The 25,938-nt window shown below is 43.7% G+C and carries 21 protein-coding genes and 1 riboswitch; of the genes, 7 read left to right on the top strand and 14 right to left on the bottom strand.

Annotated elements, in window-relative coordinates:
- Position 1: 1 nt before the first annotated feature.
- The 5 genes from D891_RS0107570 to D891_RS0107550 form a co-directional block, all read right to left on the bottom strand.
- Entirely contained in the window at positions 2-637 is a 636-nt protein-coding gene (locus D891_RS0107570) for a hypothetical protein (RefSeq protein ID WP_025270520.1), read from the bottom strand.
- Positions 634-1,584 carry a respiratory chain complex I subunit 1 family protein gene (locus D891_RS0107565; RefSeq protein WP_025270519.1) on the bottom strand — a complete coding sequence of 317 codons (951 nt, stop codon included), beginning with the start codon at positions 1,582-1,584 and terminating at the stop codon, positions 634-636. Before D891_RS0107565 ends, D891_RS0107570 begins: the two co-directional genes overlap by 4 nt.
- Positions 1,585-1,602: 18 nt before the next feature.
- A riboswitch (Fluoride riboswitch) is annotated at positions 1,603-1,670 on the bottom strand.
- 67 nt (positions 1,671-1,737) lie between these two features.
- A complete protein-coding gene (locus tag D891_RS0107560) occupies positions 1,738-4,263 on the bottom strand; it encodes a sensor domain-containing phosphodiesterase (RefSeq protein ID WP_025270518.1) in 2,526 nt (841 codons plus the stop codon).
- Positions 4,264-4,382: 119 nt separating this feature from the next.
- Entirely contained in the window at positions 4,383-5,978 is a 1,596-nt protein-coding gene (locus tag D891_RS0107555; RefSeq protein ID WP_025270517.1) for a methyl-accepting chemotaxis protein, read from the bottom strand.
- A 239-nt stretch (positions 5,979-6,217) separates the two neighbouring features.
- On the bottom strand, positions 6,218-7,822 hold the full coding sequence (locus tag D891_RS0107550; RefSeq protein ID WP_025270516.1) for a methyl-accepting chemotaxis protein: 1,605 nt from the start codon (positions 7,820-7,822) through the stop codon (positions 6,218-6,220).
- Positions 7,823-8,050: 228 nt separating this feature from the next.
- Here D891_RS0107550 and rpiB point away from each other — a divergent pair, with 228 nt between their 5' ends.
- From rpiB to D891_RS09590, 7 genes are all read left to right on the top strand, one after another.
- Positions 8,051-8,485 carry a ribose 5-phosphate isomerase B gene (gene rpiB / locus D891_RS0107545; RefSeq protein ID WP_025270515.1) on the top strand — a complete coding sequence of 145 codons (435 nt, stop codon included), beginning with the start codon at positions 8,051-8,053 and terminating at the stop codon, positions 8,483-8,485.
- A complete protein-coding gene (gene glyA, locus D891_RS0107540) occupies positions 8,482-9,720 on the top strand; it encodes a serine hydroxymethyltransferase (protein WP_025270514.1) in 1,239 nt (412 codons plus the stop codon). The genes rpiB and glyA overlap by 4 nt, the downstream gene beginning before the upstream one ends.
- 83 nt (positions 9,721-9,803) lie before the next feature.
- Positions 9,804-11,900: a tetratricopeptide repeat protein gene (locus D891_RS0107535; RefSeq protein ID WP_025270513.1), complete on the top strand. Its 2,097-nt coding sequence runs from the start codon at positions 9,804-9,806 to the stop codon at positions 11,898-11,900.
- The gene (locus tag D891_RS0107530) at positions 11,897-13,003 is read left to right on the top strand and encodes a sensor histidine kinase (protein WP_025270512.1); all 1,107 of its coding nucleotides are present in this window, start codon (positions 11,897-11,899) and stop codon (positions 13,001-13,003) included. Before D891_RS0107535 ends, D891_RS0107530 begins: the two co-directional genes overlap by 4 nt.
- Entirely contained in the window at positions 13,000-13,629 is a 630-nt protein-coding gene (locus D891_RS09595; RefSeq protein WP_025270511.1) for a lysophospholipid acyltransferase family protein, read from the top strand. The genes D891_RS0107530 and D891_RS09595 overlap by 4 nt, the downstream gene beginning before the upstream one ends.
- Complete coding sequence (locus tag D891_RS10055; RefSeq protein ID WP_051453576.1) at positions 13,622-14,350, top strand: septal ring lytic transglycosylase RlpA family protein; 729 nt, start codon at positions 13,622-13,624, stop codon at positions 14,348-14,350. The genes D891_RS09595 and D891_RS10055 overlap by 8 nt, the downstream gene beginning before the upstream one ends.
- On the top strand, positions 14,347-17,445 hold the full coding sequence (locus tag D891_RS09590; RefSeq protein WP_025270510.1) for a DEAD/DEAH box helicase: 3,099 nt from the start codon (positions 14,347-14,349) through the stop codon (positions 17,443-17,445). Before D891_RS10055 ends, D891_RS09590 begins: the two co-directional genes overlap by 4 nt.
- 154 nt (positions 17,446-17,599) lie before the next feature.
- On the opposite strand, the gene D891_RS0107510 is transcribed toward D891_RS09590, so the two are convergent.
- Genes D891_RS0107510 through D891_RS0107470 form a run of 9 tightly spaced genes read right to left on the bottom strand, consistent with a single transcriptional unit; the run spans position 17,600 to position 25,921 of the window.
- Positions 17,600-18,787: a 3-deoxy-D-manno-octulosonic acid transferase gene (locus D891_RS0107510; RefSeq protein WP_025270509.1), complete on the bottom strand. Its 1,188-nt coding sequence runs from the start codon at positions 18,785-18,787 to the stop codon at positions 17,600-17,602.
- A complete protein-coding gene (locus D891_RS0107505; protein WP_025270508.1) occupies positions 18,771-20,510 on the bottom strand; it encodes an ABC transporter ATP-binding protein in 1,740 nt (579 codons plus the stop codon). Before D891_RS0107505 ends, D891_RS0107510 begins: the two co-directional genes overlap by 17 nt.
- Positions 20,503-21,489, bottom strand: coding sequence for a tetraacyldisaccharide 4'-kinase (lpxK, locus tag D891_RS0107500; RefSeq protein WP_025270507.1), 987 nt, complete (start codon positions 21,487-21,489; stop codon positions 20,503-20,505). The genes D891_RS0107505 and lpxK overlap by 8 nt, the downstream gene beginning before the upstream one ends.
- Entirely contained in the window at positions 21,476-22,063 is a 588-nt protein-coding gene (locus D891_RS09260) for a lysophospholipid acyltransferase family protein (protein WP_025270506.1), read from the bottom strand. Before D891_RS09260 ends, lpxK begins: the two co-directional genes overlap by 14 nt.
- On the bottom strand, positions 22,060-23,151 hold the full coding sequence (gene lpxB / locus D891_RS0107490; RefSeq protein WP_025270505.1) for a lipid-A-disaccharide synthase: 1,092 nt from the start codon (positions 23,149-23,151) through the stop codon (positions 22,060-22,062). Before lpxB ends, D891_RS09260 begins: the two co-directional genes overlap by 4 nt.
- Positions 23,148-23,927, bottom strand: a complete 780-nt coding sequence (gene lpxA / locus D891_RS0107485) for an acyl-ACP--UDP-N-acetylglucosamine O-acyltransferase (protein WP_025270504.1) — start codon at positions 23,925-23,927, stop codon at positions 23,148-23,150. Before lpxA ends, lpxB begins: the two co-directional genes overlap by 4 nt.
- The gene (gene fabZ, locus D891_RS0107480) at positions 23,927-24,385 is read right to left on the bottom strand and encodes a 3-hydroxyacyl-ACP dehydratase FabZ (protein WP_025270503.1); all 459 of its coding nucleotides are present in this window, start codon (positions 24,383-24,385) and stop codon (positions 23,927-23,929) included. Before fabZ ends, lpxA begins: the two co-directional genes overlap by 1 nt.
- Entirely contained in the window at positions 24,372-25,406 is a 1,035-nt protein-coding gene (lpxD, locus tag D891_RS0107475; protein WP_025270502.1) for a UDP-3-O-(3-hydroxymyristoyl)glucosamine N-acyltransferase, read from the bottom strand. Before lpxD ends, fabZ begins: the two co-directional genes overlap by 14 nt.
- Positions 25,403-25,921 (bottom strand): OmpH family outer membrane protein, encoded by a 519-nt coding sequence (locus D891_RS0107470; RefSeq protein ID WP_025270501.1) that lies wholly within the window; start codon positions 25,919-25,921, stop codon positions 25,403-25,405. Before D891_RS0107470 ends, lpxD begins: the two co-directional genes overlap by 4 nt.
- Positions 25,922-25,938: the final 17 nt, after the last annotated feature.

Raw genomic sequence — 25,938 nt, 5'->3', positions numbered from 1 at the left:
CCTACCCCCTGAACTCTTCGAATTCGTCTATTACATCGGATACGGATTCCTCCCTTAGCCTCATTATGATTGCAGAGACCATAACAACGCCTATGAGGTCTAAGAGTATTCCGCCTTCTATAACAAACGGCAGATCGGGAAACATGTATCCACCGAACAAGAACAAGCCGTTCTCTATTACCATATAGCCTATAAGCTGAACGAATGCATTGTTGCGTGATGCTATCAAAAACATGCCCTGGATTATAATGGCTATTGGTATGAAGCCTGCCTGTATGTCAATATTACTAAACAGGGCTGTTCTGTAAATTGTATAGGAAAACACAACCAGCAAAACGGAGATAATGATGGAGAGGCTTGTTGGGATTGTCTGTTTTACCTCCCTTTCCCTGTGGGGTGGTTTTAGTTTTTTCAAGATATACGAGGGTATGAATATGGCTCTGACAAATAGTGTAAGCAGAGCCAAAATTAGCAGGGACAATTCTTGTGTTATTTGAAAATTCACAAACAGCAACACCGCTATGGCAACCGATGAGACGGCAAATGTTAAAACCATCTTTTTTAGATACACCTGCCACTGCATAAAGAGTATGAGTATAATCTGCAGAAATCCCACGACTATATAGGCATCCTTCATAAGACACCTCCGGTTGTGTAAAAGACCAGTATGGCAAGCAGGGCAAAGGAAAAGGCTATGGCCACATATTCAAAGTTTTTGAATAGCTTGTATTTGGATATGGTGGATTGGATGGTTGCAATAATAAACACCAGGATGGTAAGTTTTATTAGATGGATTACGCTATAGACGCAAACAGACCAAAAATCGGGCTTCATAGGCAGAAAAAAGGGAAACAGGAAGTCGTTTAAGAATACACTCATAAGGAGAAACTGCTTTATATAGCTGCCCCACCTCATAAACGCCAACTCCTTGGATGAATACTCCATCTCTATGGCCTGGTCTATCATGCCGAATTCGTTGTTTGTGTGGGATTCTATGGGCAATTTGCCCGTTTCAATCAATAGTGCCATGAAGAAGGCAAATACAACAAACCAGTGAACGAGTGAGGCATACCAATGGGTCGATGTCTGCAGTATGTTGTTGACCACATAGGGGTTGTTTGTGTGGGATATGGCACCGAATGTTATGAATATGAGGACGATTATGGGTTCTGAGAGTGCGCCGATACTTGATGCCCTTGAAACACCCATGTGGGAGTAGTTGTTTCTGCTGTCTAAGGCTGCAAGCTTCTTTAGCGTTGCTATGGCTGCAAATATCAACCCGCCGCCGATAAAATCAACCGTCGGGCCAAATATCAAGGGAAAACCGGTAATGATAGGCAGAACCAGGGTTAAGAATAAATACATGGAGAATGTGATGTATGGAACAACCTGAAACAGATCCGATGCAACCTGAGGTATGACGCTCTGTTTTCTGAACAGTTTTGCAAGGTCGTAATAGGGCTGTAAGATCGGAGGGCCTTCCTTGGATTGGTAAATCTCAAGGAGTTTGTTGAAAATACCCACAATTAAGGGTGCAAAGGCGGCCACAAAGAACAGTTGCATGACACTATAAACCCACAACATAAACCACCTCAAATATAGTTTTTAATAGGAGTTATTGGCCCAAAAAGAGAGGGCAGTTTAAGGCGAACTCCACCGCCTTTAAGCTGCGCCTGTTTTTATATCAAAGTGTTATTTTCTTGTCAAGGCTGGCTTTGGCATAAGGACTCTTTAGCTTTATTGGTATTTTTCTAAAAGGTTTAAGAACTCCTCTTTGGGTAGGGGTTTTGAGAATAAAAAGCCCTGGGCAATCTGGCATCCCATCTCTTTTAAGGTTTCTAATTGCTCTTTGCTTTCAACGCCCTCTGCTATGGTGGTTAGGTTGAGTTGCTGGGCTAAATAGACGATGGTTTTCACAATGGCTTTGGTCTTGGGGTTTTCCATCATTTGCCTGACGAATGAGATGTCTATCTTGATGCAGTCTATAGGGAGGTTTGAGATATAGGAAAGCGATGAATAACCCGTTCCGAAATCGTCTATGTATACCCTATAACCCTCATTGCGCAGCTTGTGCAGTATGCTGCTTGCCCTGCCGGGTTTGTCTAAAAACAACCTCTCCGTGATTTCGATGTTTATGAGCTTTTTGTATTGGGGCTGTAAGCCTATGAGTTTTTCTGTGAAGGCCTCATCCATAAGGCTTGTGGCCGATATATTGACAGAGAGCGGTTTGTCTATTGAATTAGTGCTTAATAGCTCCACCACCTCGTCGATTATATAGTTCTCCAGTTTAACTATGTTTCTGGTCTGTTCGAAGATCGGTATGAATTCAAGCGGCGATATGACGGTTCCGTTTTTTATCCACCTTATAAGGACCTCGGCCCCCTCTATTGCACCCGTCGCTATGCTAAAATACGGCTGGAAGTATAAGACAAACTCCTTGTTCTTTAACGCCTCTGGGAATTCCTGGTTGATCTTCAGTTTCCTTTCGGTTTCGCTCTTTAGCTCCTCTTTATAGAACCCTATGGAGTTTTCGCCTTTGAGTCTGGCATCGATGAGCGCAATCTCGGCCTTATCCAGTAAGCCTATCGGGTCTTTTGAGTCTATCGGGTATATGCTAATGCCCACATTAAACGAGAGGTTAAACCTCTGGCCGTCTATGTCGTATGGCTTTGATAGTTGTCTTATCAGATCCATGCTGATAACGAGTATGTCTTCCTCTCTTTTCATATCTTTCAGGAGTATGGCAAACTTGGAGGACTCCAGTTTGGCTATTATGTCGTATCTTCTTAGGTGTTTTTTGATCCTTTCGCCGATCTCTTTGAGTATCAGGTTGCCCTTTTGGAAACCCACAACCTCGTTTATCAGGGAGAAGTTTATCGGCTTTAGCACAACCACGGCGCCCAATCTATCCTGATATTGGGCCCTTTCTATGTATCTTTCTATGGCTTCGGTAAAGGCATATCTGTTTAGGAGGTTTGTGATGCTATCCCTCCTTAAGGCGTTTTCTATGAGCCTTTGCAACTCGGTGTTTTCTGTTATGTCCTTGCCTGCGGCTATGATGTATGTTCTGTCTGTTTTTACCTTGGATAGGTGGAAGAGGGCCTTCTTGATGTTGCCCTCATCCGTTTTTAGCTTAAACACCAGGCAATTGCCGCTATAATCCTGCTTTTCTATAACCTCGCCTATATCCCTGTCGTTCTCCTGGTATACTATCTCGTTCAGTCTCTTGTTTAGCAATTGATGCTTTGTGTAGCCCAGGGTCTGTGTTGCATTGTCGTTAGCATAGACTATTTTTAGGTCTTCTTCTGCTATGAGGATAAACTCAAACCCTAAATTGACGGCCTCCTCCAGGATGGTTTTCCACTTCTGTGTTTCGAGCTTTTCCAGTGTGGAGTTAAGGGTTTTGCTTAAGCTGTTTATCAGGTGCATGAATTCGCCTGAGAATATATTAGGTATCTTAGAATACAAAATAAGGATATAGGCGATATCACCGTTTTTGAAAAGCGGTATGGAGCAGACCGAATAGACACCAAACCTCTTCTGTACACTCCTCCAGGCAGACATGCCTTTGTCTGAGTATATGTTGTTTATGGTGACGATCCTCTTTTCCCTGTATGAGCGGCCTATGCTTCCCCTTCCTTCGGGTATGTCGGGGTTCACCGATATCTTTATGTTTCTGAAGATGTCTATGTATGTCTGTTTGCCTGCTATGTATTTCTCCTTAAACAGTTCGGTTTTCTCATCCACGTACCCTAAACATACAAGGTCAAACCCAACATCCTCATTCAGCACCCTGACCGTTTGTTTGAGTATCTCATCCTCCTGGGTTATGTTAGTGGATAACTCGTTTACCTTGGCCAGTGCCTTGTATAGTATCTCATAGGTTTTCTGTTTTGTTATATCCACGGTGATTACAAAGCCTGAGGGTTTGGAGTCGTATATGACTGTATAGCCGAAGTTTAAAACAAGCTTTGTCTGTCTGTCCTTTGTTAGGTATGTAATTTCGCTAAACTCCCTTGAGAAGAACTCGCCTGCAACCCTGCGCTCGATGATGCTTTTGGCCCTTTCTTTATATTCATCCTTGATTAGATCCAAAAGCTTTACCTGGCCGCTTAAAAGCTCCTCCTTCTGGTATCCCACAAGCCTGCAGAATGCGTCGTTTACAAAGACAAATCGACCGTCTTTTTGATAGACATACACGCCGAATATGGTTGTGTTGCTTATGGCCTTTAATGTTGCCTCGTCAAACTCTATCCTTTTCATAACAGGCTTTTTATTCTCAATATTCTTAACCCAACAATCCTCAACCTACCTTATATTATTTTTTTGTTTTGTTGTAAATCCCTAAATTTTATAAGGCATGCCCCCATAGGTTTAACCCTTTATTTAAACTTATTTAACAGGTCTGAAACATTCTGAGCTGTATCTTTTAGCTGCACGGATAGGGATGCTATGGACTCAGCCGCCTTTGCATTCTCTCTTATTGCCTCTGTGATTTCGCCAATCTGGGAGTCTATCTCTGTCATTGTTGCAGATATCTCCTCTGTTGCTGCGCTGGTTGAGTGTATCTCGTCTATGGTTCTGTTTGTCCTTTCAACGACCTCGTTTACATGCTCCCTGTTTCTTTCGATGGATTCGGCTTCCGATAGTATGCTCTCTTTTGTCTTGATGGTTTGCTCTATGGCCTTATCCACATCCTGTTGCATCTTCGTAATCGTTGTTCTGATCTCCTCTGTTGATAGTTGCGTTTTCTCTGCTAACTTCCTCACCTCATCGGCAACAACGGCAAAGCCCCGTCCAGCATCCCCGGCTCTTGCTGCCTCAATGGCGGCATTTAGGGCAAGCAGGTTGGTCTGATCTGCTATATCGCTAATTACATCGACGATCTTGCCTATCTCTTTTGACGATTCGCCGACAACATTGATCTGTTCCATCGTTCTTTCGGCCAACCTTGCATTGATCTCCATCATTCTGAGCTTCTCTTCCATATCTTTTATCAGCTCTTGATTTATCTCTGCTATCCCTTCGGCTAAGGATGTTATGTTTTCTGTCGATTCTGCTATGCTCTCAATGGCCTTTGTTGCATCCTCTATGGCATTTTTTATCTCTTCCATGCCCCTTGATGTTTCCTCGTTTGCAGCCGATATTTGAACGGCTGTCGATGATAGGTTGGATGAGCCCTTTAACATGGCATCGGATGCCGTTTTTGTTTCATTTACCATGGCTTGCAGATTTTCAACCATTGAGTTTATGTTTCTTTTGAGTTTGCCTATCTCGTTGTTTGTGTATATATTAAACCTGGCGGTTAGATCGCCATCCCCGATTTTGTTAAGCACATCACCAACGCCGCTTAACGGTTTTATTAGGTATTTTGTAAAGGCCATAAAGCCCAGTATTACTATCGCTGCAATGGAGGCATACACAACAAACATCAGTCTATCATGGTTATTTAAGCCCCTATAGATGCCTGTGATTGATGATCTGATTAAACTGATCCTGTTGCCCAGAATAGAGTTTATCTGCTCATCTATGGATTGGGTAAGTTTATCGAATCTCTGGAACTCCTCATAGCTTATCTTGCTTGAGTTGAGGTTTATTTGACCTAAGGCGACCCTCAACTGGTTGTCTATTGCCGATTTTAGGGTTGATAGTCTTTGCTTTTCTGTTGAGCCTATCCTGGCGCTGTTTATGTTTTTCTCGATAAGCGCATCCACCTTCTCAAAATACCTCTCTGCCTCTTTAAGCATTCTTTCATCCTTAAGGAAGTAAGCCTTTAGAAGGTATTTCTCTGCCTTTGAGTAGTTCTCCCTTATCTTGTTATACAGGCTGACCTGACCCAAATCCCTGGAGTATATGACCCTGGTTTTCTGTTTGATGCTTTTGCTTGATGTTATGGTGGCATAGAACCCTATTGCCAGGCCCGCTATGATGAGGATAAAGAATGCAGCAATCATTTTCTTCACCGATACATTCGACATCGCCCACCTCCTGAAAAATTTTTTTATTTACTAAAAATCGCAAAAAAAAAAAAACATTTTACATAAGTTATTAATTCACTTATTATAAGTATAATCGATTGGTCTCATATCGTCAAGTGCAAGTTAACTTGTAAAAAGGTGGTTAGTTAAAATGTTCGGTGTATAAATAGAGAATTGGTTAAAAGATTAAGAATAAGCGGGGAGACAGGAGATTTTTACCCCCTGCCTCCTTTGGGTTCTTAGTGGAACTTGTTTACTAAATCAAGCACGGTTTGTGCGATGTTTTTCAGTTCAACCGATGCGTTTGCCACCTCCTCTGCTGCCTTTGCATTCTCCCTTATGGCGTTTTGCATCTCTTTGATCTGTGAGTCGACCTCAGAGACCGTTGCGGATATCTCCTCCGTTGCTGCGCTGGTTGAGTGTATCTCGTCTATGGTTCTGTTTGTTCTTTCAACGACCTCGTTTACATGCTCCTCGTTTATCTTTATTGCCTCAGACTCAGAGAGTATGCTCTCCTTTGTCTGTTCTGTTCTCTCTATGGCCTTTTCAACATCCTTCTGCATCTTTATGATGGTGGCCCTGATCTCCTCTGTCGAGCGCTGTGTTTTCTCTGCTAACTTCCTCACCTCATCGGCAACAACGGCAAAGCCCCGTCCTGCCTCTCCAGCCCTTGCTGCCTCAATGGCGGCATTTAGGGCAAGCAGGTTGGTCTGATCTGCTATATCGCTAATTACATCGACGATCTTGCCTATCTCTTTTGACGATTCGCCGACGATGTTTATCTGCTCCATGGTTTTTTCTGCCAGCTCGGCATTTTTGTTCATCCTCTTTACCTTTTTCTCCATATCCTCAAGCATCTTCTTGTTGACCTCGGCTATAGCCTCTGCCAGCTGTGTGATGTTTTCTGTGGATGTTGCAATGCTGTTTATGGCATTGGATGTATCGCTTATTGCCGATACGATCTCGTCCATGCCGTGTGTGGCCTCCTCATTGGCAGCAGACATTTGGACTGCGGCAGATGATAGGTGAGCGGAGTGGTTTACCATGGCATCGGCAGCCTCTTTTATGTTGTTGACCATCTTTTGCAGGTTGTCCACCATGTTGTTCAACTGCCTTTTTAGGTTGCCGATCTCGTTGTGTGTCCAGACATTGAATCGGGCGTTTAGGTTGCCCTTGCCTATCTCGTTCATAACACTTTCAACACCGCTTAATGGGTTGATTAGATACGATTTTGTAACGATGAATATGATTATGAGTATTACAGCCAATATGCCGTATGCGATGAATGTGGTTGTTGCATTCCTGTTTATGCTCTTTATTACGCTTCTTAGCGATGCTTCGGCCTGGTTTAGGTTTGAGTCTGTTATGTTTACGATCGCTGCCTCTATGGTTGATGCCATGCTGTCCATCTTTGACAATTCTTCTTCTGAATAGTTGCCCGTTTTCATGGTTTCTTCTAACTGATTGAGTGCGATGGTGAGCTGTTTATTTAGAAGGTTTTTTAAGTTGATTAGTTTTTGCTTCTCGTTGCCGCTAATTGATGGGTTGTTTAGGAGCCTATCAATTGCTTCTATTGCGTATGAGAATTGGGATTTTGCCTGATTGATGAGCTTTCTGTCCCTCGTTATGTATGATTTTATGAGCAATCTCTCCCCTTTGTTAAACCCCCTTTCTATCTTGTGGTATTCGGTTATCTGTTTAAAATCGGTTGCATAAACCCTAACAAGGCGGCTTTTGCTTTTGTTGATAAAGCTTACATTCATTGTAACCATTACAACAAAGCCCAATAGAACTATCGAAAGCCCGCTGATAACAAGGGTTTTAATGGAGACATTGCCCAACATATGCCACCTCCTTAAAAACTTTTATTATTTTCTAAAATCAGTTAGTTAATAACCTTTGCTTTTAATCCCTTTAAAAGACCGTTTTCTTAAGCTAATAATTTAGGTATTATAAACTGAAAGTCAATATAGTTAATTATTCACATGTGAAACTCTGTTTTTTGCCATCTTTCATTTGAATTTGGAGAATTTTTTGGTATAACTTGGCAAAAATTTGTTTAGGGGGAGGAAGTGGTTGTAATAGGTTCTGACCACGGCGGATTTGAGTTGAAGGAAAGGATAAAGGACTTCTTGAGGGAGTTGGGTGAAGAGGTTGAGGATGTCGGCGTTTTCTCTGAAGAATCGTGCGACTATCCGGATATAGCAAAAGAGGTGGCCATTAGGGTTGCACAAAATGGCTCTAAGGGTATACTAATCTGTGGAACGGGAATCGGTATGAGCATAGCAGCCAATAAGATCAAGGGTGTTAGGTGCGCCTTATGCCATGATGCATACACTGCTGAGTTTGCCCGCAGGCATAATAACGCCAACATCCTGGCATTTGGCGGCAGGACGACGGGTGTTGAGATTGCAAAGCAGATGGTTAAGATATTCTTGAGTACCGAGTTCGATGGTGGGAGGCACCAGCGCAGAATAAACAAAATCTCTGATTTGGAGGCGTTATGAGTGTTTTGAAGGATTTTGATCCCGAAGTTTATAAGGCTATAGAGGATGAGAAGAAGAGGCAGATGTATGGCCTTGAGCTTATCGCCAGCGAGAATCTGGTATCTGAGGCTGTGCTTGAGGCTCAAGGTTCGATCATGACAAACAAATACGCTGAGGGTTATCCCCATAAGAGGTATTACGGCGGTTGTGAGTATGTTGATGTTGTGGAGGAGCTTGCAATCGATAGGGCTAAAGAGCTCTTTGGTGCGGAGCATGTGAATGTTCAACCGCACTCAGGTTCTCAGGCCAATATGGCTGTCTATCTTGCAACCCTTCAGCCCGGCGATAGATTGCTTGGTATGGATTTAACAAACGGCGGACATCTGACCCACGGCTCGAGGGTTAATTTCTCAGGCAAGCTATTTATAAGCTTTGGATACGGTGTAAACCCCGAGACGGGCTTGATCGATTACGATGAGATTGCTGCCATTGCAGATGAGTTTAAACCAAGACTGATTGTATGCGGTGCAAGCGCCTATCCAAGGACAATAGACTTTAAGAAGTTCAGGGAGATTGCAGATAGCGTGGGTGCTTATCTGATGGCAGACATTGCCCATATTGCAGGGCTTGTTGCTGCAGGAATACATCCAAGCCCAATTCCCTATTGCGAATTTGTCACCACCACAACGCATAAGACCTTGAGGGGTCCGCGTGGTGGTATGATTATGACAAAGGAGTTCTTTGCAAAACCGATAGATAAGATGGTCTTTCCGGGCATGCAGGGTGGGCCTTTGATGCATGTTATTGCGGCCAAGGCCGTCTGTTTTAAAGAGGCCTTGACCGATGAGTTTAAGGAGTATCAGAAACAGGTGGTAAAAAACGCCAAAACGCTCGCCAGGGTGTTGATGGACAACGGCTTTAAATTGGTTAGCGGCGGAACGGACAACCATCTGATGCTTGTGGATCTGACCGATAAGAATATAACAGGCAAAGAGGCTGAGGAGGCTTTGGGCAAGGTCGGCATAACGGTCAACAAGAACACCGTGCCGGGTGAGACCAAAAGCCCGTTCGTTACAAGCGGTATAAGAATAGGAACGCCTGCTGTTACCACCCGTGGTATGAAAGAGAAGGAGATGGAAAAGATTGGTGAGTTTATTACAGAGACGCTGAACAACCTGGGCGATGAGAAGAAGTATGCCCAAATCAGAAAAGAGGTGGAAAAGCTCTGCGAAGAGTTTATGTTTTACTCTGTCTGATACTTTTTATTTCCATAAGGGCCTTTGGGGTTGAGCTTGCCTTCTATAAGGAGGGCACAACCCCTTACTTTAAGCTGACCGAGGTGCCGCAGGATGCCTATCTCTATGTGAAGGGTAGGTATTTTGTGGCCTTTTTTGCTGGCAAGCGGGTCAAGAAGGAGTTTATAGCCCAAAATTTAAAGGATGCTTACTTTAAGAGCTTTTACATAGAGAACAACGACAACTCCTCGCAGATTGTAATTGAGTGCAACAAAGGGTATCAGCCCGATTTTGAAAAGCAGGGCGATGTGGTTATTGTAAAACCCTCCCTGCAGATGGCCAAGCATAAGGCTGAACCCCTTAAGGGTGTGCCCCAAGAGCTTATTGCCATACCGTTTTACACATCTCAAAATACATTCTCGCCAACCCAGAAGTTTAAACAAACATACGATGAGATGCTCTTTTTTAGCGGTATAAGGGCGTTTTACATAAAGAATTACAGGCTTGCTGCTGCTTTTTTTAGGGAGATTATAAAGAAATACCCCTCAAGCAACTTCTTTATAAACGCCTATTTCTTGTTGGGTGATTGCTATAAAAATCTAAAGCAGTATGATATGGCCATCAAGACATACGAGTCTGCTATCAAGTTTGCTCCCAAAAACTCTGCGGTTGCCCAGACGCTGTTTTCTATGGCCGACATATACATAAAGAGGAAGATGTATATGTCTGCAAGGAACATCTATAAACGCATAATGAAGGACTATGCCGATACAGAGTGGTATTACAAGGCCGAGTTCATGTTGGGCTATAGCTATTACACAGAGAACAGGTGCAGGAACGCTTTAAAGGTTTTCTTAAATGTGGATAAGAAGAGTAAGTTTTATCCCGTTTGTATGCTTATATCGGCTGAGTGTTTCTTCAGACAAAAAGACTATGCCAAAGCCGTTTTAGCCTATTATTACATGTCGAAGAAGCTGGAGAGTATAAATCCTGAGAAGTTCTATGTTGAGTTGGGCGATGTGGGTATTGCCCTGTGTGAGTATGAGGATTACAAGGAGGCCAATAGGGTCTTTTCTTATGCCGAACAGACCCATAAGGAGGAGATAATAGAGCATATCTATATAGACAGGATGAGGTGCGATCTGAAGAAGGGCGACTTTGATGATCTGAATTACAGGGGTAAATATATCCTGAAGTTCTCAAAAGACGCCAAGCTGAAGGCTAAAGCCAGAAAGTTGATGGATGAGGGCAAGCTTAAAAAGGGCGATGTGGATAAAAAGACCATAGACGAGATTATGGCCAAATACAAAAACGACCCAGAGGTGGTCTCTTTGGCGTTGTATGTGTATGCCAAGAAGAATTACAGGCAGAAGGATTACTCCAAGGCCTTGGAATACATGGCAAAGCTAAAGAAGCTTTACAGTGATAGCAAATACAACAAACTCGCTATACCGATGGCGGCAGATAGCATAAATAAGCTGTTGGATAGGTTCTATAAGATGCCGTCTATGGATACCATAGACAGGATTTATGCATACGCACGGCTGCTTAAACCGGATGGAGCAGATTACTGCAGGCTCAGCTGGGCTTTGGTGTTTACACATAGGGTTGGCTATGTGTCTAAGTTTATGTATGACATCAAGGATGAGCTGTGCAAAAACACGGTGATAGCCAAATACTATGTTGAGGTGGGCAACAACCTGAAGGCCTCGGATGTCCTAAACGGTATACCGCAGCAGAAGCCGTATATCGATTACATCAATATGATATTTGGCGATATCAATTACTTCAACGGCGATTACAACAAGGCGTATGATTTTTACAACAGGGCCATCAAGAATCTCTCTGATGGTTTGATGAAGGATTATCTAAGGCTCAGGCTTGCCAGGGTTTTGTATCAACTCAACAGATTTGAAGATGCAGAAGGTGTGTTGTCTCAGATAAGGGTCAGGATATATTCCGATTATGTTGTGTATCTAAAAGGGTTGTGTGAGTATAAGCTAAAGCATTACAAAAACGCCATAGAGATACTCAGTAATGTGGAGAATAACCTGAGATTCAAGGAGAAGGTTCTCTTCTATAAGGCCTTAAGCTATCTGAAGATGGGGGACAAGAAGAAGGCCAAAGAGGCCTACAGGAAACTCTATAGAACCTATCCCAATAGTGAATATGTGAAGATACTAAAGGCGTTGTTGCTGTGAGTGAGGATAAGCTTACCAATCTGAAGTTGATGTTTGAGGCTGTTATACAGACAAGCAAGAAGTTGGAGGAGTCTTACAATCAGCTGAAGGTAAAGTTTGAGCAACTTGAGGGACGCCTTGAAAGAAACAGGAAATACCTTGAGAATATACTCAAAAGCATAGATACGGGTGTTTGCTCGGTTGATTCAGACGGTATTATAAGGACATTCAACAGGAAGGCATCATCTGTATTCAATTTGGATGAGGATGGGGTAAAGGGCAAGCATTTTGGAGAAGTATTTGCTATTGGTGAGCTTAAGGATAAGGGGGCCTGTCAGATTGTTGACTATCTAAAGGCCTCCAAGAAGATTACCGTTAATGTTGGTGGGGAGGATAAGATTCTAAACATATCTGCCTCGTGCGTCTTGGAGGATGAGACGGCAGACGGTGCCGTTGTGGTGTTTAGCGATATAACCGAGATGGAGAAACTCAAAGAGGAGAATCAGAAAAAGGAGAAGCTGGCCATTATTGGACAGATGGCTGCATCCATCGCCCACGACATAAAAAATCCCCTTGCCAGCATAGAGTTGCTTGTGCCGCTTCTGGATGATGGCAGCAAGAAGGATATAGTCGATAATATCATGATGAGCATAAAGAGGATCAACAACATCATAAACAACACGCTTCTGTTTACAAAAACCATAAATTACGCCCCTGAGAATATAAAGAGTTTGGATTTTTCCCAGGAGGTTGAGCTTGAGATATACCCCAGGATAAAGGGCAGCGGTGTTGTGTTTGAAAAGGATGTTGAGGCGTTTGACTTTGTTAGTGATAGGAACCTTTTGAAGAGTATCGCTGTGAATATACTGACAAACGCCATAGAGGCCGCAAGGGGCAGGGTCGTTTTTGGTCTTAAAAGGACGGACGAGGGTGTTGTGCTGAGTGTAAGGGATGATGGTGAGGGCATAGACGATGTGGATAAGATATTTGAGCCCTTTTATACAAACAAGAAAAACGGCACGGGATTGGGCCTTGCCATAGTTAAGCAGGCCGTTGAGATACTAAACGGCAGGATAGAGATAGACACATCCATCAACGGGAGCGTGTTTAGGGTTATTATATGAGGCCTTTCTTTAACTTTTTGGGGTTTGCCCTTCTAACCGCCTCTTATGTTTTGAAGCATAGAAGGATAGATGAGGATGTTGTTAGGTTGTGGGTCGATGATGTTCTTAAAAGGTTCAATATAGAGGTGATATGCGATGGCTGTCTTGAGGGTGATAGATTTGTAATCATGCCCAACCACTCGAGCTATTTTGATATACTGGCCCTTTATAGATGCAGCAGGGTTAAGCTGAACTGGATAGCAAAGAAGGAGCTGTTTAATATACCGTTTTTGGGCAAGGCCATGAGGGACATAGGCGTTATCGGCGTTGATAGGCAGAACGAGAAGAAGGCAGCAGCAGCCCTCCTGCGCTTTGTGAAGGGGGATTTTGAGGGTGGTATTGTTATATTCCCCCAGGGGACAAGGAAGAACAAGCAGGCGTTCAAAAGAGGGGGCGTGTTGATTGCAAAGAAGAAGAACCTTCCCATATACCCTGTAAGGATAGACAACTCAGGTGCTATAATGCCCGTTGGAAAGCTGGCGCTGAATAGTGGGGTTGTCAGGGTTAAGGTGTTTGAAAGGATAATACCATCAGATCACGACGAGGCAGAGACTGAAAACATAATCAGGGATTTGGTTTATGATTAAAAGGATTGTTGTTCTGCTGGTTGTTGGTCTGGTTGCCGTCTCGTGCGTGCGCAGGGGCGTCTATACAGGCGGCGGTGGCTATTACCCGTATAAGGTTTTAAGCAGCGTTCCTTTGGGCTATACACAGGAGGGCATAGCCTCGTGGTATGGGCCCAACTTTCACGGCAGGCGCACCGCAAACGGTGAGATATACAACATGTATGCCCATACAGCCGCAAGCAAGACGCTGCCGTTTAATACAATCGTTAAGGTCGTAAACCTCAACAACGGCAGATCCACCGTTGTCAGGATAAACGACCGAGGGCCGTTTGTGAAGGGAAGGATTATAGACCTATCCTATGCGGCCGCTAAGGATATAGGCATGATAGGCACAGGAACAGCCCCCGTCAGGCTCATAGTAATTGGCAGAAACGGCAGGGTTGAAAACAACCCACCGCCTGCTGATAGGCTGGATAAGATAACCATAGACACCACCATAGATGGCGGTTTTGATACTTATGCCGTTCAGCTTGGCTCCTTTAGAAGCCTTTACAATGCCATCAGGTATAAGGATAAGCTTGCAGGCATCATTAAGGGTGTTTATATCGTAAGCAGGATGATTGGTGGTGAGAGGTTTTACAGGGTGTTGGTGGGCAGTTTTGAATCAAGGGATGAGGCCTTGAGGTTTGCCTTAAAATATATAGCCCCGCTGGCCGTCTCCTATTGTATTGTTAAAAGATGAATCTAAGCGCTCTTGCATATCGAATATCGAAGGATAGATCCCATACATTAATCGTACTTAAAGACAATGTGGAGATTGAGCAGTTTGCGGCCGAATTGGAGTTTTTTTCAAGGTTCTTTTCAAGTACGATAGAGGTGTGTAAGTTTTTCTCCTATGAGATACCACCCCATTCGTCCATAAAGCCCTCCTTATATGCCGTATCCAACAGATTGGCGTCTGTGTATAGGCTCATTAATGCAAGATCAAGGGTTGTTTTTATTACTAACATAAACGCCCTTATCCAGCCGATGATAAGCCTCGATAGGTTTATAGACGGTGTTTTTGAGATAAAAAAAGGGGGTGTTATCGATAGGGATGAGATGATAAAGAGGCTTTTGCACAACCATTACACTCAGACGGATATGGTCTATGAGATTGGAGAATTCTCAAAGAGGGGCGCCATAGTTGATGTTTTTTGTGGCTATTACGATAAGCCGTTTCGCATAGAGTTCTTTGACGATGAGATTGAAAGCATAAAGCTGTTCTATCCTGAGAATCAGAGAACCTATAAAGAAATCGAAGAGGCTGTTGTGCTGCCCGCTTTGGAATACAAATCAGAGGATGATGAGTTCGGTTATGTGCTTTTGAGGGATAATCAGTTCCTGATGGATTACGATTTTAGCGGTTTTGCCAGCCTTGCCTGTTTGGATAAGGAGCACATCGATTCTGTCTATAAGCTCATCGGTTTCTATAAGGATGATGGGCTGTTTGCACCCAGGGAGAGGGTTCTTGGCTTTCTTGATAAGTTTGATAGCATAGGGGAGGATTTCTCCTTAAGCAGGTTGATAAACGAATCCATGCCTATAGACGATAAGATAGAGCTTCTTAAGAAGAGATCCTCCGATAACAGGATCATAATCGCCTGCGGGTCTAAAGTTAGGATGGGGCGCGTTGAGGAGTTTCTCTCCTTCAGGGGCATACCGTTTAAGGTTTTAAAGGATGGCAACACGGGGCTTCTGCCTGGAGTATACCTCCATGACGGATATTTGGATAGGGGGGTGTGGGATAAAAAGGAGGGTGTGGCCTTTGTTGCCTTTGCCGAGCTGTTTGGTCTATCTGAGGCAAGCGGCAGGGTCAGGGGATTTAGAAAACCCAGGGCTGTTGAGTTTAGCCCCAACGATAAGGTGGTTCACAAGAAATACGGTATAGCCTTGTTTAAGGGCCTGAAGAAGATGGAGATAGAGGGCAAAAAGGAAGACTTCTTTGAGCTTGAGTTCGATGAGGGCGATAGGGTCTATGTGCCGGTTTATAACAGTGATATGCTGCTTGCCTATCACGGAAGCGAGGGGCTGAGCTCTTTAAGGAACAACAGGTGGCAGAAGAACCAGGAGAGCATAAAGAGGTCGATAAAGAAGATTCTGACCGAGCTTGTAAATACCTATGCAAAGAGACAGCTCATAAAGAGGAAACCATACGATGTCGATCTATTGGAGGTTAGGGAATTTGAGGCTATGTTTGAATACGATGAGACGCAGGATCAGCTTAAGGCCATAGACGACATCAAAAGGGATATGTCAAGGGATGTGCCTATGGACAGGCTTATCTGCGGCGATGTCTCCTTTGGTAAGACTGAGGTTGCGGCAAGGGCTATAGCTATATGCGTTTTCAACTTCAGGCAGGCTGTTTTTATGGTTCCAACAACGGTTCTGGCCCTTCAGCATTTTAAGAACCTAAAGGATAGATTTAGAAGCTTCCCTGTGGAGATCCAGATTCTCAGCCGTTTTAGCACCAAATCCGAAAGGGAGAGGATTCTAAAGGGTCTTAAGCAGGGGAGCATAGATATACTCATAACAACCCATGCCGTATACTCCAAGGATGTGGAGTTTGCCGATTTGGGGCTTGTTGTAATCGATGAGGAGCATAGGTTTGGTGTTAAGGTTAAGGAGCATCTGAAGTCTAAATACCCGCATGCCGATATGCTTTATTTGAGTGCCACACCCATACCCAGGACGCTTAACATGTCGCTTAACGGTATTTTGGATATAAGCGTTATAAAGACGCCGCCGCTTGAGCGAAAGCCGATAGAGACGATAATTGCAAAGAGAAAATCATCCATCATAAGGGATGCCATCTTGAGGGAGTTGTCCAGGGAGGGCAGGGTGTATTTTGTTCACAACAGTATTGAGACGATGGATAGGGTAAAATCCGAACTGGATAACCTCCTTCCGTTTGCAAAGAAGGGTATTGTCCATGCAAAGATGCCCAAGAAACAGATAAAGTCTGTATTTGAGCAGTTTAACAGCGGTGAGTTCGATATACTCATCTCGACATCGATTATAGAATCGGGTCTCGATATAAAATCCGTTGATACGATAATCATAGACGATGCCGATAGGTTTGGTCTATCGGATCTCCATCAGTTGAGGGGCAGGGTAGGCAGGGGTGATAGGACGGCCTATGCCTATCTGCTGTATAGGGGTAAGTTGACCGAGAATGCAACGAAGAGGCTTGAGTATATGACTGAGTTTATAGAGAGGGGTTCTGGCCTTAATCTGGCCTTAAAGGATATGGAGATTCGGGGATACGGCAACATATTGGGCAAGGATCAATCCGGCAAGATAAAGTCCGTTGGCTTTTCCACCTATCTATCGCTGATAGAGGAGGCTATTAGGGAGCTTAAGAATCAGCCGACTAAAAGGGATGTTGAGATAAAGCACACATTTGATGTCTATATACCCGATGAGTATGCCTCCTCTCAGAAAAAGGTCGAGATTTACAAAAGGCTTGCAAATATCAAGAGCCAGGATGAGCTGGAGGAACTTAAAAACGAACTTGTCGATAGGTTTGGCAGATTTGTTGAGCCGGTTGAAAACCTGTTTCTGCTTGCATCCTTAAAGATAGCATCCCAGGAGGTCTATGTTAAAAAGCTCTCTATCTCTGATAAGGGCGTTATAGTGGAATTTTACATTGATGCCGATATAGATACCGATAAGTTAATATCTTTAGAAAACTGCAGATTCCTATCGGAGACCTCTGTCTTTTTCCCGCTTTTGGGAAAGAGGCTTAAGACCATCCATAAAAACCTGATAGATATATTCAACTCCATAAAGAAATAGCGGAAAGCACGCCGATGGGTGCTTTCCGTTCAATAGGGCTCTCTCTGGCGAGAGAAACAGGGGGGAGGCCCCACTTAAGGGGGAGTGAGGCGAAAATTCACTTATGACTCCATTGTATAACAAAAACTCAAAAAATCAAGTAAAAAGTGAATGTTTAATTCTTGGTAAGTATATTTTTTGTATTGATTATATAACAATTCAATATATATTCCAGATTCTTGAAGTATGGCGAGGCATCCACATCCCTGGGCTTTCTTAATGCCCTTAGGATCTCATCTAAACTGGATACCTGTTCTATTAGTTTTAAGGCTTTTAGCTGGTTTAGCTCCTCTTCAAAGCTTTCCATGTATGGGCCGCATATGGTAAAGTTGTTGTATACAAGCGGTTCTATGGGGTTGTGCCCCTTTAGTTTTTCATTAAAACTCCCTCCAATTATGCAGGCCTTACTGATTGAATAAACATCCTCTAACTCCCCCATTGAATCGAGTATCAACACATCCTTGGGTTTTTGTTTGGCCGTCCGTTTGGTAAAATCTATGCCCCGTTTTTTAAGCTCCCTCTCAAGGTCCTGAACATCCTCCAAATGCCTGGGTGCGATTACTATAAAAAACACATCGCTTAAGGCTGATGTTATCCTGACTGCCAGATCAAACTCCTCAATGTGAAAGCTGGCAAGAACCAGAATGGGTTTATCCGAATCTATCAAGAATTGGCTTTTGGTATTGGATTTAGCTGTTCGCCTCTCTTTGAACTGTTTGATGTTGCCGCAGACGATGGTGTTTGGGTTAAACTGCTTAAACTTTTTGCTATCGGTTACGGATTTGGCCATAACCAGGTCGAATTGACGGATAGCCGTGCCAAATAGAAACCTGAATCTTTTGAATGTTTTGTATGTGGAGCGGGACATACGGGCATTTATAAGAACAAGCTTGACCCCCCGTTTTTTTAAGAAGTGTATGTATGATGGCCATATTTCTGTTTCAAAGAACAGGGCCATCTTAGGGGGGTGCCGAAACATCTTAAAGTATAGCGGATATAGGTCTATCGGGCTTAGGACGGCATGTTCTTTGTTTAGGAATTTGTGGGCTGTGTCTGTAAAAACACTGAATACAATGTCTCTGTTCAGGCTTTTTTCAAAGTAATCCTTGATGTTTAGAATCGTTTTTGCCTCACCAAAACTTGAGACATGAAACAGGATGTAATCCTCTTTTTTGATGGTCTTTGGCCAGAACCTATCTATTATCCTGTATCTAAGCCTTTTGTCTGTTAGGGATTTTATGAGTATGAAGGGCAGAAATAGGATAAGGGATATTGCAAAAATGGCATTATATACTATCAACATCGCCGCTTGATTGGAGTTTGTATAGCTTTCTGTAATATTCGCAATTCTCTAACAACTCCCGATGGCTGCCCTGGGCGAGTATCTCACCGCCCTTCATCACAACGATCTTATCTGCTGTCATTGCCGTTGAGATCCTGTGTGCCGCCATGATTACCGTTCTGTTCTTCATGAGGTTGTTCAAGGCCTTCTGAACGATCTGCTCACTTTCTAAATCGAGTGCGCTTGTTGCCTCATCCAGTATCAATATATCGGGGTTTTTAACGATAGCGCGGGCAATTGCTATCCTCTGTCTTTCTCCCCCCGATAGGATCACGCCCTGTTCACCCAAATTCGTATCGTATCCGTCCTTAAGCTTCATAATGAAGTCGTGGGCGTATGCGTCCTTTGCAGCCCTTATGATGTCCTCATCCGTCAAATCGTCCCTGCCGTATGCTATGTTCTCCTTTACACTTCTGTTGAATAGCATGATCCTTTGGGAGACTATTGCTATCTTTCTCCTTAATGTTGCAAGGTCAAACTCCCTTAGATCCACACCGTCTATGGTTATTCTGCCCTTTGTTGGTTCATAGAACCTCGGTATCAACTCAAGTATGGTGGATTTGCCACCGCCGCTTTCGCCAACCAGGGCCACAACGCTCTTTGCCGGTATGGTTAGATTGATGTCTTTTAGTGCGTATTTTTTGTCGTTTCCGTATGAGAAGTACACACCGTCAAATTCTATGGCCTTTTTGACGCCCTCAAACCTTATGCTCCCCCTGTATTTCTCCCTCTCCATGTCCATGATCTCAAAGATTCTCTCGATTGATGCCAGCGAGGTGTTTATCTCATTGTTTGCCTTTGCAACGGTTTTAAACGGCTTGTAAAGCATAAACAGGGCAGCCATGAACGAGAAGAAACCGCCCACCGATAGCATGCCCTTAAAAACGATGTATCCGCCAACCCATATAAGCACACCTATACCCACAGAGCCTATGAACTCCATCAATGGGCTTGTCGCCTCATCTATCCTGATCGCCTCAAGCTTTATGTTTAGAAACCTATCGCTTTCGTCTAAGAATTCATCTGCCTCCTTCTTCTCTGTTGCAAACGCCTTGATCAGGCGGATGTTTGTTAGGGTTTCCTGGATTATCATCGTGATGTTGGCAATGGATAGCTGCCTCTTTTTGCCTATCTTTTTCATCTTCCTGCCAAAATGGATGACAGGGTATGCAGCCAAAGGGAATACAACGGTGGAGATGAATGCCAGCTTGTAATTGTTTACATACAGCACAACGACCAGACCTATAATGGTGAATATCTCCCTTATGGTGTTGGGTATCACATTGGCTATGCTGTTTTGAACCTGCTCCGTGTCGTTGAGTATCCTCGACATAATCTCGCCTGTGTGGTATTTGTCAAAGAATTTTGTGGGCAGGTATACGATATGTTCAAATAGTTGATTGCGTATGTTGAAGAGTATCTTTTCTGCTATGTAATGGGTTTGATAGCCTTGCAGATAGGTGAAAAGCCCTTTGAAAAAGTATGTTAACATTATCGCTATGGGCAGGAGCATGAGCATCTGTTTGTTCTTTGATATGAATATGCCATCCAGGGCAGGCTTTATCAGGTATGCGGCCAATCCGCTTAAGGCACCCACACCCATCATGCAGAAGAAGGCAAACAAAAGCCTCTTCCAGTATGGCTTTAGATATTGAATGAGTCGCTTAAATGTTTCCTTATCCATCTATCACTTCCCTTACGATTTTTTCTATATCTAACTGCAGGTCTATGTCTATGTAATAGAGATTCTCTAAGTTTCTTAGCTTTACCATGTCCTTTAGAGTGGTAATCAGTATATCTGCGTCTGAGTCTTTCTGCTTGTTTCTTATAAGTTCTATGTCTTGTGGTGTGTATTGGTGGTGGTCATCGAAGAACTCATACCCCTTTAGCTTGATGTTTAGCTTCTCTATTGTATGCAGAAATCCCTCAGGATTCCCTATGCCGCAGAATGCAAACGCCGTTTTGTCATCTATCTTGGCCGGTTTTAAGTCTTTGTCAAATATACCGTTGATCCTTAGCTTTGCCTGGATACACTCAAACGGCGGCTCTTTATCTGTATCGTTTCTGTCTATGCATACCTTTATATTGCATCTTTCTATTGCCCGCTTGGCCGTTCTGATTAGTCCTGCCGGCAGGTAATATCCATCGCCGAAGGGTTTGTCCTTATCGAACACGCATATCTCTATATCCTTCTTGATGTTATTGATATGGAGTGCATCGTCCAGGATAACAAAGTCTATGTTGAATCCTGCCGCCAGCTCTATGGCTGCAATTCTATCCCTCGATGCTATAACCGTCGCAAAAGGGCACTTTAGGGCAACCATGTATGGCTCATCGCTAACCTTGGGCGGTTTCTTGAATATATTACCCTCTATGGAGACCAGATGGACGCCCTTGTCCTTTAATGGATAGTTGTTTGTAATAACGCATACCTTTCCGTAATTCGATAAGGCGTTTGCCAGCTTTATCGACAGCGGGGTTTTACCAACACCACCTGCCACCAGATTGCCTATGCTTATCACCTTTAGGGACGAAAAGACCCTTTTTGGCTTTCTTGAGGAATATCCTTCTATGGCATTGGCTATGGCCCCATAGAGGAAGGAAAATGGCACAAGCAACGGCTTTAGTTTTGCCTGTAGTTTCTTTGCCTTAACCTGATTCATTGAGTATCCCTTCAATCTGTGCGGCTTTATCCTTAAACTCTTCCTTTTTTAGGATAAATATGGGCTTTTTTAGTATGTACTTTACTGTCGAAAACGGTTTGGGTATGATCATTCTATCCCAGCTGTTGATCCTGAAATAGCTGGAAAATCTCCCCACCACAGGCACTATGGGCGCCTTCGTCAGGTATGCAAGCTCTAAGATACCCTTTTTTAGCTTTCGAGGTGGGCCCTTTGGCCCATCGGGTGTAATGCCGATACTGTATCCCTTTTTTATCTCGTTTAGCATGCTCCTGAAGGCCTTTAAGGGCTCCCTGTTGCTTGACCCCCAAACGGTCTTTAGGCCGAATTTGTTTATAACCATGCTGGCCAATACACCGTCTTTGTGGGTGCTTTGCAGTATCTTTATCTGTCTGGTCTTATCGTAAGCTATAGGCGTAAACAGTATGACCTCGTGCCAGAATGCAAATATAACGGGTTTGTTATAATCGTTTAGCCCCTCGTTGATCAGGCTGACTTTGCATGTTTTTGCATAGCCCTTCAAGGCCATGTATATAAGATGGGCCTCTATCTTCATAAGAGTTGAGCTATCTGCTGGGCGATCCTCGGTGTTATTGGGTATTGGCCCAGTATTTGCCATAACCCCTTCAACTCCTCAGACATCGAATTTTTTAGCTGAGGGTTTGAGTGTATCCTCTCGAAATCCTCAACGATATTATTGGCCGTTGCCTCATCCTCTATCAGTTCTTTCACCACGCCCCTGTTGAGTATGAGGTTGGGCAGGGAGATGTAATTGATGTTTCTTATAAGAACCCTTCCGAGCCTATAGCTGAGTTTGCTCAGTCTATAGATGACGGTCATGGGCAGACCGAATAGGGATGCCTCAAGCGTCGTGGTTCCGCTTTTTAGGATGCCGTAATAGGCCTTATCCATGAATATATGCGGTTCGTTCTCTATGTGTATGAACTCATAGCCTTTTTTGAGTCTTTTGGCCAAATCGGGGTCTAAATGCTTGGGGAATATCCAGACGAATTCGAATTGACCGTATCTGTCGTGTATGGTCTTGGCCGCCTCAAACATGGGCCTGTAATTGAACTCTATCTCGCTCTTCCTTGAGCCGGGCATTAGCAGGATTATGTTCTCCTTTTTGTGAATGCCGACCTTGTTGTGGAGTATGTCGACGATCGGATGTCCCAAAAATTTAGCATTGGCCAATCCCTTACATCTGAAGAATGTCTTTTCAAAAGGGAGGATCGGTATGGTTAGGTCTGTGTATCTGTTGAGCTTTTTAATCCTGTATCTTCTCCATGCCCAGACCTGCGGCGTTATGTAATAGACGACCCTTGCCCCGATTTTTTTTGCAAACCTTGCTATGTTTAGATTGAATTCGGGAAAATCAAGCAGAATAACAAGGCCAATACCTTCTTTTTTTATCGTGTTTTTGACCTTGCTTAGGAGATTTAGGGCCTTCTTCAGTATACCCAGGGCCTCTTTTGCACCAATAATGGATATATCCCTGTAATCCCCTATCTTGGTTGTTTTCTTATCCAGGATATCTGAGCAAATGCTATAGAATGTAAAGCTGCCCAGTTTGTTTAGTTCATCTATCAAAAGGGATGCGTAATTTTCCGCTGACCTTTCGCCGGTTATGATGAGAGTGTTCATCTATCCCTGCAGAAACCCCTGCTTGAGTTTTTCAGAAACTCTATCATGTGTATGACATGTTTCGATGGGCTGTCTTTGAGCTTGTCATAGGCCTGGTCGAATGTAAGGTTGCTCCTGAATATAATCCTGTATGCTTCTCTTAGTTGCTCTATCTCCTCTGCTGAAAAACCACTCCTCTTTAGCCCCACCATGTTTAAACCGTGGAGCTTGGCCCTTGGGCCTGAGGCCAGACAGAACGGGGCAACATCTTGAGCTATACCGCTCATGCCGCCGATCATGGCAAACCTTCCTATCCTGACAAACTGGTGTATGCCGCTCATGCCCCCTATAACAACATTGTCCTCGACCACCACATGGCCTGCAAACTGAACGGCGTTGGATACGATGATGTTGTTGCCCAAGATGCAGTCGTGCGCAATATGGACATAGGCCATAATCAGGTTATTGCTGCCTATCTTTGTTATGCTGCCTCCACCTTTCGTTCCCCTGTTTATCATACAGAATTCCCTAATCGTTGTGTTATCGCCTATTATTAGCTGGCTAAACTCCCCCTTGAATTTTAGATCCTGTGGAATGCTCCCCACAACAGCAGAGGGGAATATCCTGCAGTTTTTGCCTATTTTTGTGTATGAGCCTATATAGGCATTTGCATCTATGGTTGTGTTATCGCCTATCTCCACATTGCTTTTTATGTTGACAAACGGACCGACAACGACATTTTCTCCCAACTCAACATTATCCTCTATGATAGCCGTTGGATGTATCTGTGTTGACATTATTCCAACTCCCTGTCTATTTTTGCTGCCATTTTTGCCTCTGCCACGATTTTATCGTCCACCTTCGCCTTTCCTTCCATCTTCCATATATCGAGTTTGTGCTTCAGTATCTTTACCTCCATGATTACCTGATCGCCGGGTATTACAGGCCTTCTGAATCGGGCCTTCTCGATCTCGACAAAATAGACCATCCTCTTGCCGCCTATGGATCTTTTGAATTCCTCCTCATCCATTGACAGAAAGGCCAGTATACCGCCGCTTTGTGCCATGGCTTCAACCATCAACACGCCCGGCATTACCGACACCTGAGGAAAATGGCCACTGAAGAACGGTTCGTTATAGGTTATGTTCTTTAGTGTCTTTATCCAGTTGCCGGGTTCATATTCCAAAACCCTATCAACCAGGAGAAACGGATATCTGTGCGGGAGCATCTTTTTAATATCTTCAATCGTCAGCATCCTGAAGCTCCTTTATCATTTTTTCCAATTCTTTGATTTTTTTGTGCATATCATACAATTTTGGCATGATTACGCTGTTTTTTAGCCATTTATTGTGCTCATAGGCTGGTATGCCGCTGTATACACCCGGCTTTGAGATGCTTCTGCCAATACCGGATTTGGCCGTGATTATGGTTTTGTCTGCGATCCTTAGATGTCCTGCTATACCGGTTTGGCCTGCTAAAATCACGCCCTTGCCTATCTTTGTTGAGCCGGAGATGCCGGTCTGTGCAACGATTATGGAGCCTTCGCCCACTTCAACATTGTGGGCTATCTGCACCAGGTTGTCGATCTTTGTTCCCTTCTTGATGATGGTGCTTTTTAGTGCAGCCCTATCTATGGTGGCGCCTGCGCCTATCTCCACATCGTCTTCTATGACCACATTGCCTATCTGGGGTATCTTTAGGTGGTTGCCGTTTTCATCCGTTGCATAGCCGAAGCCGTCGCTGCCTATAACTGCCCCGGGTTGTATGATTACATTATTGCCTATGACGGTGTCTTCCCTGATGGTTGTGTGGGGATAGATGAGGCAATTTTCCCCTATTGTTGTGTTATCACCGATATATGCAAAGGGCATGATCCTTGTATGTTTGCCTATCTTTACATTCTTGCCTATGTATACAAACTCCTCTATAGCTACTGAGCTATCTATCTGTGCTGATTCATCTATATGGGCCTTGTCGCTTATGTATGGTGTGGGTTTTTTATGGCCGTAAACGAAGCGTATGATCTTTGCAAAGGCAAGGTATGGATCTTCACATATGATAAGATTCAGATTGGGGTAATTATTCGGGTCTATATCCGGTTTTACGATTACACAGCCCGCCTGTGTGGTCTTTAGGTATTTCTCGTATTTTGGATTGGATAGGAAGGTCAGCTCAGATTCGCCTGCCGCCTCTATAGGGGCAATGGAATTTATCTGAACCTCCCTTCTTACTATGGCTTTACATCCTAAAAGGTCGGCTATCTCTTGCGGTCTCATTTTTTGGAGTTCTTTTTCTCATCCATCAATTTTATTATGGTTTTTGTTATATCCATGGCATCGTTCCAATAGATTACATTGCCCTGGCTCAGTTCAAATACACCGTCTATGTGGTGCTTTTGGGCATAGTTCTTTATGGTTGTGATGGCAAGATTGAGCACCTTGTTGGTCTGCTCGATTTCCTTCTTTCTTACCTCCTGTGATGCCTTGGCCTGGTATTGCTGCAGGTCGTTTAATTTTGTTTCGTATTCCTTCTTCAGTTTGTCTTTTTCGGCCTTTGACAGCTTGTTGTTTTTCAGTTTCTTAAGTATGGCCTTTAGCTGTTTGGTCTTATTCTCTATGACCATCTTTTTTGCCTCTATGAGTGTTTCAACCTCACTCTTTGCCGCCTTTCCGGCCTTGCTATCCTGCAGTATGATCCTTAGATTAACAAATGCTATATTCCCTGCTTCTGCTTTTAAACCAAACCCTGCCAACAGAACAACGATGATTAGCGCCGTTAGAACCCTTTTCATAATACAAACCCTCCTTC

Origin of the sequence: Hippea sp. KM1 (assembly GCF_000526195.1) — a bacterium.
In the GTDB taxonomy this organism is placed as follows: domain Bacteria; phylum Campylobacterota_A; class Desulfurellia; order Desulfurellales; family Hippeaceae; genus Hippea.
This window is presented reverse-complemented; position numbering and strand designations above follow the sequence as displayed.

Coding starts and splice junctions, on each gene's coding strand:
- D891_RS0107565 (WP_025270519.1), bottom strand. CDS start 1,584: ATGTTGTGGGTTTATAGTGTCATGCAACTGTTCTTTGTGGCCGCCTTT.
- D891_RS0107505 (WP_025270508.1), bottom strand. CDS start 20,510: ATGGATAAGGAAACATTTAAGCGACTCATTCAATATCTAAAGCCATAC.
- fabZ (WP_025270503.1), bottom strand. CDS start 24,385: ATGCTGACGATTGAAGATATTAAAAAGATGCTCCCGCACAGATATCCG.
- D891_RS09595 (WP_025270511.1), top strand. CDS start 13,000: ATGAGGCCTTTCTTTAACTTTTTGGGGTTTGCCCTTCTAACCGCCTCT.
- D891_RS0107555 (WP_025270517.1), bottom strand. CDS start 5,978: ATGTCGAATGTATCGGTGAAGAAAATGATTGCTGCATTCTTTATCCTC.
- D891_RS10055 (WP_051453576.1), top strand. CDS start 13,622: ATGATTAAAAGGATTGTTGTTCTGCTGGTTGTTGGTCTGGTTGCCGTC.
- D891_RS0107570 (WP_025270520.1), bottom strand. CDS start 637: ATGAAGGATGCCTATATAGTCGTGGGATTTCTGCAGATTATACTCATA.
- lpxK (WP_025270507.1), bottom strand. CDS start 21,489: ATGAATCAGGTTAAGGCAAAGAAACTACAGGCAAAACTAAAGCCGTTG.
- D891_RS0107560 (WP_025270518.1), bottom strand. CDS start 4,263: ATGAAAAGGATAGAGTTTGACGAGGCAACATTAAAGGCCATAAGCAAC.
- D891_RS09260 (WP_025270506.1), bottom strand. CDS start 22,063: ATGAAGATAGAGGCCCATCTTATATACATGGCCTTGAAGGGCTATGCA.
- lpxA (WP_025270504.1), bottom strand. CDS start 23,927: ATGTCAACACAGATACATCCAACGGCTATCATAGAGGATAATGTTGAG.
- D891_RS0107510 (WP_025270509.1), bottom strand. CDS start 18,787: ATGTTGATAGTATATAATGCCATTTTTGCAATATCCCTTATCCTATTT.
- lpxD (WP_025270502.1), bottom strand. CDS start 25,406: ATGAGACCGCAAGAGATAGCCGACCTTTTAGGATGTAAAGCCATAGTA.
- D891_RS0107550 (WP_025270516.1), bottom strand. CDS start 7,822: ATGTTGGGCAATGTCTCCATTAAAACCCTTGTTATCAGCGGGCTTTCG.
- D891_RS0107470 (WP_025270501.1), bottom strand. CDS start 25,921: ATGAAAAGGGTTCTAACGGCGCTAATCATCGTTGTTCTGTTGGCAGGG.
- glyA (WP_025270514.1), top strand. CDS start 8,482: ATGAGTGTTTTGAAGGATTTTGATCCCGAAGTTTATAAGGCTATAGAG.
- D891_RS09590 (WP_025270510.1), top strand. CDS start 14,347: ATGAATCTAAGCGCTCTTGCATATCGAATATCGAAGGATAGATCCCAT.
- lpxB (WP_025270505.1), bottom strand. CDS start 23,151: ATGAACACTCTCATCATAACCGGCGAAAGGTCAGCGGAAAATTACGCA.